We start from the raw sequence: 13211 nt of genomic DNA, 5'->3' as shown, positions 1-13211 counted from the left end.
CGGAGCTACTGTTATCGACAGCTTGCTCGTTGAGCTAGGCCTGGACGCGAGCGGTTCCGTAAAGGGTCAAAAGGCGGCCACCGGGGCCTTTAAGCAGACCACAGAGGCGGCCCAGAAATCCGGCAAGGATATTGAGGACTCTGTGAAGAAAGCGCAGCAGGGCCTCAAAGGTCTTGCCCAGGCGGCTATTGCGCTATTTGCTGTGTTCACCGTAGGTCGTGGCATTAAAGAGTTCGTCCAGGATATCGTCCAGACCGATGCGGCGCTTGACCGGTTGGCGCGGAATATCGGCGAAGCCCCGCGAACGTTGTCGGCTTGGGAACAGGCCATTGAGCGCGCTGGCGGTTCTGCCGATGGCGCGGCGTCATCCTTTGCGTCTTTCAGCGACGCCATTCAGCAGATTAAGATTTCGGGCGAGTCCGGCCTCATTGAGCCGCTGGCTAAGCTCGCTGGCGCGACCCATAGCTCCATCGTCAATCTGGCTCAGCCAGTTGACCAGATCTTCAAACAGCTCAACGTTCAGCTTAATGCGCTGAGCAAGACTGACCCGCAACTCGCGACCGCGTTCGCCAAGCGCCTTGGATTGGATCAGGGCACCGCTAATTTCTTGACGCAAGACCCGGTCAAGAACGCCGCGATCATTGACCAAATTACAAGAACGACAGCCGTCACTAAGGCGATGGCCGATGCCGACCAGAAGCTCCAAGAATCCACTTGGGACGTAATACACGCCTCGACGAACCTTGGCCGTTCGATTCTCCTAGATTTGTCGCCCTATCTGCTCGATGTTTTGCAGCGGATGAAGGACTGGGTTGCTGCGAATCACGAATGGCTTGAGAGCCAGATAACCGAAAAGGTCAAAGAGTTCGGGGACTGGCTGAAATCGATCCCCTGGGATGAGGTTGCCGCAGGCTTAAAGACTTTCGTTTCCGGCGTCTCGGCCGTCGTTCGCGCTTTGGGAGGCGCACAAAATGCCGCAGAGATCTTCCTGGCCTTCTGGGTTGAGACAAAGCTCATTGCCGCGCTATCCGGTATAGCCAGAATAACTGCCGCCGTCCTAGTCCTTGGCAGGGCGATGACGACAGTGGGAAACAACACCGCCATCGGCCGATTGATAAATCTTCTGGCCATGCTCGGCACTAATCCGGTCACGACGGGGCCGGTTGATGATAGCCTGTTCACACCTCCGGCGGACACTCGGAATCTTTGGCAGAGGTGGGTGCCGGAGATCCAAGGTGGCCGACCTGCGCCAAGCCGCTCATCGACTTCCTCGCCACGCTCTCCGTCGGCTGGCGGCGCCCATGGACCCGCCAATGCTGGGACGCACGGGTGGGTGGACGCCGGAGCGGCAAGCACACGCCTACGACGTTCTCACAAAGCAGGGGGCCTAACCGACCTCGGCGCCAGGGCGCTTATTAGCCGATGGAAGAATGTTGAAGCTAACGGCGGTCCGGCATCATTGAACAGCACCGGACATTTCGGCATTGCCCAGTGGAGCAATTCCAGACAGCAGTCCAGCGGTCTCGGCAGAAACACCGACTTCGACGCTCAGCTTCAGGCTGCAATCAGAGAGTTGAATGGCTCAGAAGGGTCAGCCAAGGCCGTCCTGAACAATGCGACTACTGCCGCAGAGGCCGCGCGAGGGGCGTCTCTTTATAAGAGAGCTGAGGGATTTGCGCAGAGTGGCGGATACACAGACAACTTCCAAGGAAAGACTGTCGCAGGCATCCCTGGGATTTCGACATCTGTCACGGCGGCGGATAGCAAATATTCGGCAACTCGTGTTGTTGGCGGGATCAGGAAGGGCTTAACGCCGCAAGGCTGGGTTGTCATCGGTCCGGCCGCAGGGCATGGGTTGCTCGATGCTGCACAATCGGCCCGGAGAGCAGCCCGCGCCAGAGCGCTATCGGTAGGCGCCTCCGGAGCCGCCAAGGGATCGACGAATAACAACAGTTCGACGACACATACGTCGTCCGCCGAAACCAACATCAATGGGCCGATCAGCATTCACACGCAGGCAACTGATGCAGGAGGCATCGCTAAGAGTCCGTTTGACAACTATGGGTGGGTTATCCGGCGGATCAACAAGCCGGCCATAGCGACCTCGATCATGGCGTGAGAGACGTCTATCCGGGCCTCGTAGTCTCGGACGAGACGCCTGTGGCGGGTCATCCATCCGAAGGTCCGTTCGACGACCCATCGTCTCGGCAGAATCACGAATGCGGCCTCGGTACGCCGCACGATCTCGACGGTGAAGTCGAGAAAAGCCGCTTTGTCGAGCAGTCGCTGGCGATCGTAGGCGCTGTCGGCGAACAGGTGTTTGACCCGCGGCCAGCGTTTTTGGATGGCCTCAAGAACGGCTTGCGCGCCTGTGCTGTCGGCGATATCGGCCGTGGTGAGATTGACCATCAGCAGACGTCCGTCGGCGTCGACCGCGATATGGCGTTTGCGCCCGACGATCTTCTTGGCGCCGTCGAACCCGCGTGTTCCCTGCGGCGCCGGAGCTTTGACGGACTGGCTGTCGAGCACCGCCGCGCTCGGTTCGGCGTTGCGGCCCGTCCGCGCGCGGTCGATCATCAAGGCGACATCGTGAAGGGTGCGAAACATCAGACGCCGGGTCAGGCGGCGAAACCACCAGTACACCCTCTGCCAGGGCGGGAAGTGAACCGGCAGCATCCGCCACTCACATCCCGACCGCACCAGATACCGGATAGCGTTCAAAACTTCGCGCAGGTCTGTCCGTCGGGGGCTTCCGGTCACTCCCGCCTTCGGCAGAAACGGCTTGACCGAAGACCATTCCTCATCAGTCAGGTCGCTCGGATAGCGCTTCGTCTTCTTCTCAATCTTGGCCATTCGGCCACGGCTCTTGGCTGTCCACATCGAAAGCGTGAATCATAACCAAAGAACCATGTCAAAGTTGTCAAACAGACTCTTAGGACTTGAAGCGGGCTTTGGCGGTTAATTCGCGGGCGGTCCCCGCCAACTATGGGCGGGCATAATCACAGCTTTTAGAAATGCCGCCGCGTCGGCGGCATTTTTGATTCCTTAGTGTGGTCAGGGCGGGCGTCTATCACGGTCCGATGCCGAACACCGCAACACAGAACCATACTTTCAGTGGACGGATACGGGTGTAGTGTTGGCGACATGAACGGGAACAAGATGACGTGGGGGCCGGACGGCAATCGCGTTCACGACAGCCCAAGTGACCTGCAACGGCAAGATTATCGCGGGCTTCGGAACGGGCGATCAGGTTAACGTCCAGACGCACCTGCACACCGATTCACAACCCGGCGATGGCCTCACAGGCAAGCCCGAGGCGGGGTCATCAGACTTGAAAACGTAGCGATGGAATAAAGTCGCGAAGTTGGCGACTCCAAAACTGACGCCCGCCACGCGACCAGAGACCGGTCGCACCTTGGGTGGGTGGCGATCAACTGATGTCAACACCTGACCTAGCAGGAAAACTACCTTTACTTCGGTTGCAGCGGCGCGCAAAATCGCGAAGCAATTTTCATTTATTTCGAGTGATTTCAATGCATAAGCCTAAGATGATTTCATCGGCAGCCGCGCTGACGCTGTGCTTGATGCCAACCTTCGTTGCATCCACAAGGGCTGCCGAGACGTGCGTGCAAAATCAGTTCAGCCGATGAGTTTGGCTGACTTTGGTTGGGTTCGTGGAGTCCCGAGCTTATCTGGTAATGGCCTCTGGAAGTTAAGCCAAGGGTCGACCGTTCAATGGTGCGGCCTCATCCGGACTGACTTTCGCGGAATCACGTGGGCTTGGGTTAGTTTTAAATCGGTTCAAGAGCCTTGGGACCAAAAGGGCTGGATGAGCTCGCGCATTCTGTCTCCGTACAATTCGGTGCAGAGCACACCTGCACCCGCAGCACCGGTTGCCTCAGTCCCCATCCAGAACGGACGCTCCGCCTATGTCCCGCCAGCGGGTTACACGCTTCCACTTACAGAGACACCCGAATCTACCGAAGACAGGTCAGAGCTTGGACGCCCGCAAGATATCCCGGCGGAGGAGTTCAGGGAAATCCGCAGTAACTGCGCAACCAAGTGGAGTGACCAGGACTATGCCTACACGATGAGGGCAGATTGCGAGAAAACCGAATTCGACGCGATTCGCAAAATGCGAAGCAGCAACCGCTGACCTCTAAGAGCGTCAGACAAGTGACTTAACGCCCGGCAACCGTCGCAATTAGTGATTTGACAGTTGTAACATTCCGCCTAGAAATTGCCACATTATATAACGGTGCAATTTTCAGGGTGGGGGCGGTGGCCGAGCGGACGGCGGTCACCCCCCTACAGCCGAGACTGGCTATACTGTAATGAAAGCCGTGATTTTGACGGCTGCCGCCGTCCCTTCCGAAACTGTCGCAGCTTGCGACAGTTTATCCGGGCGATGACCAATACCTTTCGTCTCAACTTGAGATGAAAGCCTATCAGTCAGCAGGATCCACTCTGCGACGTGTTCATCGTACAGTCGCACCCCGCGCGACTGTACAGAAACCAGCGGGGAAGATCATAAATCTGCTTTCACAATACGCGTCAAACTTCGCGGCTGCGACGATCGTCTTCTCAATGGGCGGTGTGCCAGCGGGAGCTGCCCGTTTAGACGGCGAGTGGGTCGACAAGATTTGCCACTGGCAAGCACCGAAAGATCCGGAATGGGCTGGGGAAGTTCCCGGCTCAAATTGGCGCTGTCTTGAATCTTATAGTGACCGATGCAATTACGAAGGCCGCGGAAGGTCAACAATGCAGGGCGTCAAATGGCGCCCTGCGACGATCCTTTGTGACCACGCCGATAAGCCGATCCGGCTCGAAGACTGAACATTGAGGGTTGGCGCCGCGTGCGAACCCTCTTGGCCGGATAGATTATCTAGTGCGTGCTCCTCGCAGAAAATGCGAACGGCGGCCTGATGGCAGGGCATGCCCGAAGCTTTCTCGGGAAGCCTAAGGTCATCAGGGGCGGGAAGGGTTAGTGATTTTGCGGCTCTGCAGCAGATGCCGCAGCGATTGGCTGTCTTCCTATGAACGCCAACGCGTCTTTAATCGTGAACGCGTCATCTCGATTCGCAAGATCGAGTTCGGCAACCTCTGCCTCGCTCAGAAGATACGGCGTGTGATGCCCTTCGGCGAAAATGACCGCTTCGTCCATAGTGCCAAAGCCATACAGATCTTTGCGGCCAACAGATGTGAATTTAAACCATTTCTCGGTCATCTCTGCGGCTCCTATTCGTATTGAGCAACATGGATAACGGTCGCACGCCGGCCATTTGGGTAGCCGAAAACCACGCTTCAAGAGGGGCAAGAAAAACTTTTGGTGAGGTACTACTGCCAGCGTCATGTCGGCTTCCTCAGCCTGACCCAAGCCCCGCCGCCGCTAGTTCATTGCTCGTGGCCTTTTGCTGATGGTGGAGCGTGTCGAGTCCGGCTTTCGGCGCAACTTGCGCCGAAAGGCATTGGACGCTAACCGAATTTGGAAAGCTGCAAAAACTGCGACTTTCCAGAATCGATGTGAATTCGAATCCTGGGGTGCTGGTCGCCGTAGCTGCGGTCAATGTGGACGACAATTTGTCATCCACATGCCCTCCAAATGCAGACGCGAGAGCAGCTATAGCCTTGCGGGGTTAGCTGCGAAGCGCTCAAGCGAACGTGAATACTTTTGGCGAGAATGTACCGGAGCCAAAATCCATCTCACGCGTTCAGCTCTCGGTTTAGATGATCAACTCTGAGGGGGATAGCAAATGGTTAGGATCGGCATAACGGCGGCGTTTCTCGCAGCTTTAATGGCTAATTCGGCGGCTTCTGCCCAGACTGGACGGGGCTCGTCGTGGACCGACCCAGAATCTGGGACTGCGGAACATTTGGTAAGGCAGGACTTTATAGTTTCCACTGGCGCGACAGTCCCTCATCCCGGCCTTTCTCAAAGTGCTGGCGAGACTCCCCTAGATCTTAACGTCCGAGCCATTGATGACAACGCCGTAGAAAAAAGCATTTGCAGCAACTGCTCGGAGCCGTGAAGAGTACTGGGCATTGTGAAAGAGCCTACCGGTGCCGGGATGTTTGTGTCACGGAGTCCGTCACAGTGACGGCTAATCCTCAGCGTCAACGTTGCGGACTTCGGAGGCTGAGCCAAAGCTACCCATGCGGCGCAATCGATATCCGGCGTGTTTCTTCGCTGTCCATTTGGTCGTTGCGAGATGCCGCAACTCTGGCGACAGCTTTTTGACCGCCTTCGCCGCCCGCTTTTTAAATGCCGCTTTCATCCGAGGTTCTTTCCATCGCTATGCGTTCGGTATGCGGTGGCATTGCGCCACGGGGATTTTGGCGAAAATTTTCGGCGGGACCGCCCGCATAACCCTTGGTGAATGTTTTGGTGAAATCGGCATAGGGTGACCATCCTAGCGGGATTGCGCCGGGATAGTCCCTAAGCCTAATAACCCTCGGAGCCACACTTCGGAGCCATCGGCATCTCGCTGCCCCGCGACGGGCGCCAGACTAGCTTGCAACTTCTCGGCAGCAATCGCGGCTGCCGGCGGCGCATGGGCTTCAAGCTCTAGGGCTGCCCTTCCGATTTATCGCCGCAATCCCACAGTTCGGATTCGTTCGATGCCCTGCCGTTAGTTTCACCCGACGACGTCAACCGCTAGTGCATCATAGCGAAACCAATACAAGATGTTGTGGCATCGGTCACATTAAAGTTTCGTAATTTACTTGCCCTTCCTCAGCCTCACGCCAGGCAACCACAATGCCGAACAGCACAGTTCCGGCAGCCGATACCCGCTTGCCAAATCTCAACCGCAGATCAGCGCTTGCCGCGCTTGCAATGGGGATCGCTGGCGGCGCCACACTCGCCACAGGCGCCAGCGCAGAGACACCGGTCTCGCACGAACTTACTCGGCTGATCGAACGACCATCGTGTGGCTCATGCTGCTCTCCAAGCCATTATTGCGAAGGAGGGTGAAGCAGAGGCGGTCTATCAAACAATCCGTTGGAAGGGGCCCTTACCTGTAAAGGGGCATGCCAAATCAGTGCCATTAACATTGGATATGGGTATCGAGAAATGCAGGAAGGAGTTGGCGGCCGGCCTTGAGTTTTCCGGTATGATGTTCGAAATTCTTATGAGTCGGGCATCTCCGAAGCTCCAGAAGCGAGGAAAAAATTTCGCTAAAGCCGTCGAGGAGGAAAATAAGGAGATCCTTGAGAAAATCTTCGCCGACGATGACGCGGCGAGGGAACGCAGCGGCCTCAAGTCTCTAGAGCTCGACAATGATCGCGCCGATGACGCCGAACAGGACGCCTTGATGGCGCTATGCGCTTACCGGTGCACGACGCCCCACGAGGCCCTCAGCAGGCTTCAATATCTAGCGTCGCACGATCCAGAGACGCGGACCGTGGATCACGTCGGTGTGCTTTTCGAGGCCACCCGCGACGCGGAGGCCTGACATGGCGAAGAAAGCCCCGGCAGCCCGCGCCATCGCGGCGACCGATCCAATCTTCGATATAAACAAGCGGGTTGAATGGCTGATGCTCACACTCGCCGACGAGCTCGTCGAATTGGGCATAAGTCAGATCGAAACCCTTCCAGCTTGGCATCCCGATAGAAAACTCCTCCTTGAATACTATGCTAAGCGCGGCAAGGGTGGTCTGCCCCCTGAAAAGTGATCCTCCGTGAAGTATGGGCTTATGAGCCTGATGGAGGACTGCGCAATGCCGAGGAAAAGACACAAGGCGGAAGAGATCGTCGCGAAGCTACGGCAAGTCGAAGTGCTTAGCGCGCAAGGGCGACCGGTCGCGGAGGCGATCCGCTCGATAGGGGTGACGGAAGTTACATACTATCGATGGCGGTCGGAATACGGCGGCCTGAAGGGCGATCAGGTGAAGCGGCTGAAGGAGCTGGAGGCGGAGAATACGCGGCTCCGTCGAGCGGTGTCCGATTTGACGCTTGAGAAGCTGATCCTGAAAGAGGCTGCCTCGGGAAACTTCTGAGCTCCGCGCGTCGTCGCGCCTGCGTGGAGCATGTGATCGCCGAACATGGCGTTTCCGAGCGGTTCGCTTGCCGGGTTCTCGGTCAGCATCGCTCCACGCAGCGCAAGGTTCCGACCAAGCCCGATGACGAAGCGGCATTGATCGCCGACATCACGGCGCTCGCCATCCAGTACGGCCGCTATGGCTACCGCCGCATCACGGCGATGTTGTGGGAGCGAGGCTGGAAGGTCAACGTCAAACGGGTCGAGCGGATCTGGCGACGCGAGGGGCTGAAAGTTCCGGCCAGACAACCCAAGCGCGGGCGTCTCTGGCTCAATGACGGCTCGTGCGTCCGGCTGCGCCCGCAATGCCCCAACCACGTCTGGTCCTATGACTTCGTCGAGGACCGCACTCATGATGGCAGGAAATATCGCATGCTGAATATCATCGACGAATTTACCCGCGAATGCATCGCGATCAGGATTAACCGGCAGCTGAAGGCAGCGGACGTCATCGACGTTCTCTCGGACCTCTTCATCTTGCGAGGGGTTCCGATCCACATTCGTTCCGACAACGGCCCGGAGTTCATCGCCAAGGCGTTGCGTGACTGGATTGCCGCCGTCGGCGCGAAGACCGCCTACATCATGCCGGGCAGTCCCTGGGAGAACGGCTATTGCGAGAGCTTCAACTCGAAGCTGCGCGACGAGCTTTTGAATGGTGAAATCTTCTACACTCTCAAGGAGGCGAAGGTCGTCATTGAGCGATGGCGACGCCACTACAACACCGTGCGCCCGCACTCATCGCTGGGCTACAAGCCGCCAGTCCCGGAGACCCTGCAATGGCCGGCTTCGCAATCCGGACCAGCTTCGCCCGCCACGCCAGCAATAGCGCCAGGGCCGACAATGCACTAACATTCAAACTGGATCACCCCATGGGGGCAGGCCAAAGGCAGGGCTATGCTCGCCGGCACCCATCAAGCCCCGCCCGGCTGCGTGAGACCTCAGGTTCGTAGGCACCGAAAACGAAAGCCCGACCTGGAGGACTTTGAACTGCCGGGTGCGATTTGGGGAAGGGCATAGCAATGACCCAGCCGCTTCACCGCACGTTATGGGCGCGCATTCGGATTGGGGTCGTCACGAGCTTATTGGTTCTGGCCTCTCGGATCACTGACGACATCGAAGGGAAGGGCAGCTGGCGCTAATTTCGGCAGATAAAAGGTGCAGTGCGGAACGGAGCGGATGACGTGAGACCGAGCCCTTTGAGTGGGAACCCCCGCCAGCACGGAGAGCGGCGGGGGCAGTTAAACTTAACATACCGGATCACGATCGTTGGACCTCGAAGAGAGTCTCATGCAAAGACATCAAGGGGGTGGCGAAACGGTCTGGCTCCCCGCGGGTGTGTGAGTCCCGCGATTTTTGGCCGGGCGAGACCTGCTGTGAGCTCCCCCAGCCAAACTTGCTATGCGGCCAGCATCCATGGCGTGCGTAGCGGCAAGATTTCACCGCGAAGGAAATGTGTTGCAGATGTCGCGTTTCAAATGCTAACCATAAGTTATGATATAACGTTACGTAGGCCATTACCGACAGTGAGGCCAGGGCGGCGGACGCGCCCTATAGGCGGGAGAATGCAATGAAACCGGCGGTTACAGGCCTCAGAATAACATCAACGGTCCTGTATGTGCTTTCCATCGGGGCCGCACTACGCGACCTTGAATTATCTGCGGTGCGCGGCGGTCCAAAGCCGTGGTTGGATTACTTTTGGATCGGAAGCGGCATACTGTCCCTGTTCTTGGCATTCTGCGCTGAAAAGATGGAACAGAGAATCGCTGTCAACGGCCAGGACGAACAGGCTGTTGAATCGAAAACTGCTTTATTCGCTAGATTCATAGCCCTCCCCGGCAAAAGTAGTTCGGATGCAGCCTCTCCCCACGCCACTCCTGCGGAATAAGTGGAGCGGCGTCCCAGATGACATCGGAAGAACGGGCAGCCGCCGTTGACTAAATAGAACCTGCTACAATTATTTGTGTCTCTCTTTGCTGCAGTCTTGAAGATCCGGGCCGGAACCCGCCGCCACGGCATCAGTTGGCCCTGTGACGCTGAGTATGGCGGCAAGGAGAAATCATGAAAAAATTAGGAATATTGGCCAGTGCGATCGCGCTTAGTACAGCCGTCATTTGTAGCGGCCCCGTTCTAGCGGCAGGCGGTTCCGGTGGCGGAGTTGGCGCTGGCGGGGGGTCAGTCGGCGCCAGCGGAGGCGGAGCAGGCGTCGGCGGCGCTGGAGGCCACGGCGTGGGCGCCACCGGTGGCATGAGTGGCGGCGGCGTGCACGGCTCGGGCAGCGAGGGTATGGAAGGCCGCAGCGTGGGTGTCGAGCGTGGCTTGGGCAATGGAAACGGGACGGGCTGCATCCCACCAAGCACTTGCAATCAATAGGCGGGTCAGGGGCCTAACTAGAAGCTTCTTTTTGCATTTACGACTGGAGAAAAAATCAATGAATCATTTAACGTTCGTGACATCCGCTGTTTTAGCTGCGGGAATTTTCATCGCCGCTTCGGGGGTCGCTAGCGCGCTCCCAGCGTATGCCCCCGCTGCCGCCGTGCGCCCACACGATGGCAATATTGAATCCGTCCGTTGGCATCGCGCCGGCGGCTGGCATCACCATAGGGGCTGGCATCACGGGCGCCGTTGGTGATCGAAATCGCCTCTCATTGGCGTAGGTGATAGACAAAAATGGCCCGGCGTTAAGCCGGGCCATTAGTTGGGGAAACAAGGAAGAATCCGCAAAGTCGCGACGGCGATTCTCGGCCGAGGCGTGTCCTATCTGCTTGGATTGGGCCGACCAGACGGTCCGTAGCGCTACCGTTTACGATGTCGAGAGAGGCGGGCATCGAAAATGCGTTCGCCGGGTCCGCGTAGGGTCCACACGGTTCCAAAACCCTCTGCGGAAACCCTAAAATATCATCTAGTCATTGATTTTGATGGTGGGCGCACACAGGCTCGAACTGTGGACCCGCTGATTAAGAGTCGCGTGATATGCCATTTCAGCAGCTATCAGCAGCGCTCTTATACAACCCATAACCTATGAAAATCACTTGAGTTTTATCCAATTTGTTGTATCGTGTGGTCTCAGGCAATATCAGTGATTGCCACCGATTTATGTTGTCCTGCTGTTGTCCGCAACGGTCTTGAGACAAACAATCAAGGGATCCGCAATGACGGCGAAGCGCGACTTCACCGACCGTTTTTTGAAGGCGATCAAGCCGGCCGAAACGGGCAAGCGCCTGATTGTGTATGATGCCCAAGTTCCTGGCTTCGGTATCCGCATAACGGATCGGAGCAGTGAAGAGAGCAGGGGCGCCTTCGTCCTCGTCGCCCGGTTTCCCGGCAGCCCTAATCCAACACCCCGCCGGATCGGCGATTATCCCGCCATGTCTCTCGCCAAGGCCAGAGAGATCGCGCGGCGTTGGCGCGAGGATATCCAGGAAGGAGTCGACCCGAAGGTCAAAGAGGCGGAACGGTTGCGGCAGGAAGCGCGACGACGAGCGGATACCTTTTCTTCCGCGTTCGCTGTTTTCGCCGACGACCATCTATCGACGCTGAGGACGGGCGATTTTGTGAAAAAGGTGGTGGAGAAGCGCGCCTATCCCCACTGGGCAGAACGGCCGATTTCTGAGATCAAGCGAGCCGACGTGAATGAGCTCATTCGCTCGTTTCGTAAGGAAGCCCCCATCGGGGCGAATCGCTTGCTGGCATATCTCAAGACCTTCTTCAGCTGGGCCGTTGATCAAGAGCTTATTGAAGCGTCGCCCGCTGCGGCGGTCAAACGGCCGGCGAAAGAGAATAAGCGCGACCGAGTTTTAACTGAGACGGAAATTCGAGCAATCTGGCAGGCATGCAGCGAGATCGGCGTATTCGGGAGGGCGTTCAAGCTGATGCTTTTGACAGGCCAGCGCCGCGCCGAAGTCGGTGGAATGACTTGGACCGAAATCGATCGCAAACAAAAGCTTTGGACTTTGGGAAGAGAGCGTACCAAAGCCGATCGCGCGCACGAGGTACCGCTGTCAGAGTTAGCGTTGGCTATTATAGATGAGTCACCCAGGATAGGGGCCTTCGTCTTGTCCACGGGACGGACCGCGGCGACGCCCGTGAGTGGGTGGAGTAAAGCAAAGCGTAAGCTGGACAGGCTTGCTATCGAGAAGGTTACGGCAGCTCAGGAGACAGATGGTTCGCCCATCATTGGCGAATGGCATCTGCATGACCTCAGGCGCACCTGCGCTACGTATCTGGCAAAGTTGGGTGCCGACCGAATCGTGATTTCGAAGATTTTGAACCATGCTGAGGGTGGCGTCACTGGCGTTTACGACCGCCACCGGTACGACCACGAGAAACGCCGTGCCCTGGAGCTGTGGAGCGAGCGGTTGGCTGCGATCGTGGACCCAAAAGAAACGACCAACGTTGTGACACTGGTGACTCGGAATGGATAAAGAAGATCCACTTAAAAGCCTGCTTCACGAGTACGTGAAGCCCGACGTTTGCGTAACCGAGGTTTTGGAAGTGATCGACGACGCTTTGAGGCGTTGCGCGCACGATCGGCCAGCCCGAAAAGACTGTTCTCCCGCAGTCAAAAGGATTGGTGCCGCGGCCAAAGAACTCGCCGCGGCGATCGAAGGGGCCGGAGGGGCCACCGGCGATGCATGGTTTAATCTGCGCGTTGCCAAAGCTATTTCTGGTGGTTCGCACGGGGCTGACTATCTCGCCGAAGGTCGAAACTTTGATGTCGAGGTAGGGTCTGCCGCCAATCTCGTCGCGGCGTCTCGCCGCCTGTCCGATTCGGCGAGCATCGTGGAGGCCGTTTTGAGGCGCAATGGCCGGCCCCCTAATGACCAAAAGATAGGCCTGGGGCTAGAATTAGTATCAATCTGGCGCTACGCGACTGGTCTAGATCCAGGCTATTCGCCTCAAATCTCGATTGATAACCCAGCAACTCTATTCAGCCGCTTTGTATTGTTTTCTATTGAGCGGTCTTCGCAAAAAAAAATGCTTGAGAGTAACTTCGCGGGATGGATAGAAAAGAGCATCGTTCTTTCGAATCCTCGGCTCAATTCTCATCGAGAACAGTAATACTACTTGTGTGGGTAAAAGCAGGCCAAAAAAAGTAGGCTTTTGCCCTCATGAAGTGGCGATCCCAAAAGCGTATCTCTTCCTCACGAGCGCAGCTGATATTCGGCGAGCGCA

The 13211-nt window shown here is 57.3% G+C and carries 10 protein-coding genes; 8 read left to right on the top strand and 2 right to left on the bottom strand.

Going from position 1 to position 13211, the window contains the following annotated elements; translation table 11 throughout:
* Positions 1-22 precede the first annotated feature (22 nt).
* Positions 23-2119, top strand: a complete 2097-nt coding sequence (locus tag WDN46_15920) for a hypothetical protein (GenBank protein MEJ0094851.1) — start codon at positions 23-25, stop codon at positions 2117-2119.
* On the opposite strand, the gene WDN46_15915 is transcribed toward WDN46_15920, so the two are convergent.
* Both WDN46_15915 and WDN46_15910 read right to left on the bottom strand, forming a co-directional pair.
* Positions 2059-2880, bottom strand: a complete 822-nt coding sequence (locus WDN46_15915; protein ID MEJ0094850.1) for an IS5 family transposase — start codon at positions 2878-2880, stop codon at positions 2059-2061. The genes WDN46_15920 and WDN46_15915 overlap by 61 nt on opposite strands.
* Positions 2881-4984: 2104 nt before the next feature.
* Positions 4985-5227, bottom strand: a complete 243-nt coding sequence (locus tag WDN46_15910) for a hypothetical protein (protein ID MEJ0094849.1) — start codon at positions 5225-5227, stop codon at positions 4985-4987.
* A gap of 1007 nt (positions 5228-6234) precedes the next feature.
* Between WDN46_15910 and WDN46_15905 the strand changes: the two genes are divergently transcribed.
* The 7 genes from WDN46_15905 (at position 6235) to WDN46_15875 (ending at position 13097) form a co-directional block, all read left to right on the top strand.
* Positions 6235-6405, top strand: a complete 171-nt coding sequence (locus tag WDN46_15905; protein MEJ0094848.1) for a hypothetical protein — start codon at positions 6235-6237, stop codon at positions 6403-6405.
* Positions 6406-7130: 725 nt separating this feature from the next.
* The gene (locus WDN46_15900; GenBank protein MEJ0094847.1) at positions 7131-7454 is read left to right on the top strand and encodes a hypothetical protein; all 324 of its coding nucleotides are present in this window, start codon (positions 7131-7133) and stop codon (positions 7452-7454) included.
* Position 7455: 1 nt separating this feature from the next.
* Entirely contained in the window at positions 7456-7674 is a 219-nt protein-coding gene (locus tag WDN46_15895) for a hypothetical protein (GenBank protein MEJ0094846.1), read from the top strand.
* A 45-nt stretch (positions 7675-7719) separates the two neighbouring features.
* A protein-coding gene (locus WDN46_15890; GenBank protein ID MEJ0094845.1) for an IS3 family transposase occupies positions 7720-8888 on the top strand; the annotation gives its coding sequence in 2 pieces (ribosomal slippage) (positions 7720-7984 and positions 7984-8888; 1170 coding nt in all).
* A gap of 718 nt (positions 8889-9606) precedes the next feature.
* Complete coding sequence (locus WDN46_15885; GenBank protein MEJ0094844.1) at positions 9607-9924, top strand: hypothetical protein; 318 nt, start codon at positions 9607-9609, stop codon at positions 9922-9924.
* Positions 9925-11188: 1264 nt separating this feature from the next.
* Positions 11189-12460, top strand: a complete 1272-nt coding sequence (locus tag WDN46_15880; GenBank protein ID MEJ0094843.1) for a tyrosine-type recombinase/integrase — start codon at positions 11189-11191, stop codon at positions 12458-12460.
* Positions 12453-13097 (top strand): hypothetical protein, encoded by a 645-nt coding sequence (locus tag WDN46_15875; GenBank protein ID MEJ0094842.1) that lies wholly within the window; start codon positions 12453-12455, stop codon positions 13095-13097. The genes WDN46_15880 and WDN46_15875 overlap by 8 nt, the downstream gene beginning before the upstream one ends.
* Positions 13098-13211: the final 114 nt, after the last annotated feature.

The sequence above is a fragment of the Methylocella sp. genome, from assembly GCA_037200525.1.
Lineage (GTDB): Bacteria > Pseudomonadota > Alphaproteobacteria > Rhizobiales > Beijerinckiaceae > Methylocapsa.
The sequence above is the reverse complement of the archived record's forward strand: the minus strand, read 5'-3'. Positions and strand labels throughout refer to the sequence as shown.

Bases quoted from the DNA above. Each gene is read 5' to 3' on its own strand.
- WDN46_15915 (MEJ0094850.1), bottom strand. From the start codon at position 2,880: ATGTGGACAGCCAAGAGCCGTGGCCGAATGGCCAAGATTGAGAAGAAG.
- WDN46_15910 (MEJ0094849.1), bottom strand. From the start codon at position 5,227: ATGACCGAGAAATGGTTTAAATTCACATCTGTTGGCCGCAAAGATCTG.
- WDN46_15900 (MEJ0094847.1), top strand. From the start codon at position 7,131: ATGAGTCGGGCATCTCCGAAGCTCCAGAAGCGAGGAAAAAATTTCGCT.
- WDN46_15895 (MEJ0094846.1), top strand. From the start codon at position 7,456: ATGGCGAAGAAAGCCCCGGCAGCCCGCGCCATCGCGGCGACCGATCCA.
- WDN46_15885 (MEJ0094844.1), top strand. From the start codon at position 9,607: ATGAAACCGGCGGTTACAGGCCTCAGAATAACATCAACGGTCCTGTAT.
- WDN46_15880 (MEJ0094843.1), top strand. From the start codon at position 11,189: ATGACGGCGAAGCGCGACTTCACCGACCGTTTTTTGAAGGCGATCAAG.
- WDN46_15875 (MEJ0094842.1), top strand. From the start codon at position 12,453: ATGGATAAAGAAGATCCACTTAAAAGCCTGCTTCACGAGTACGTGAAG.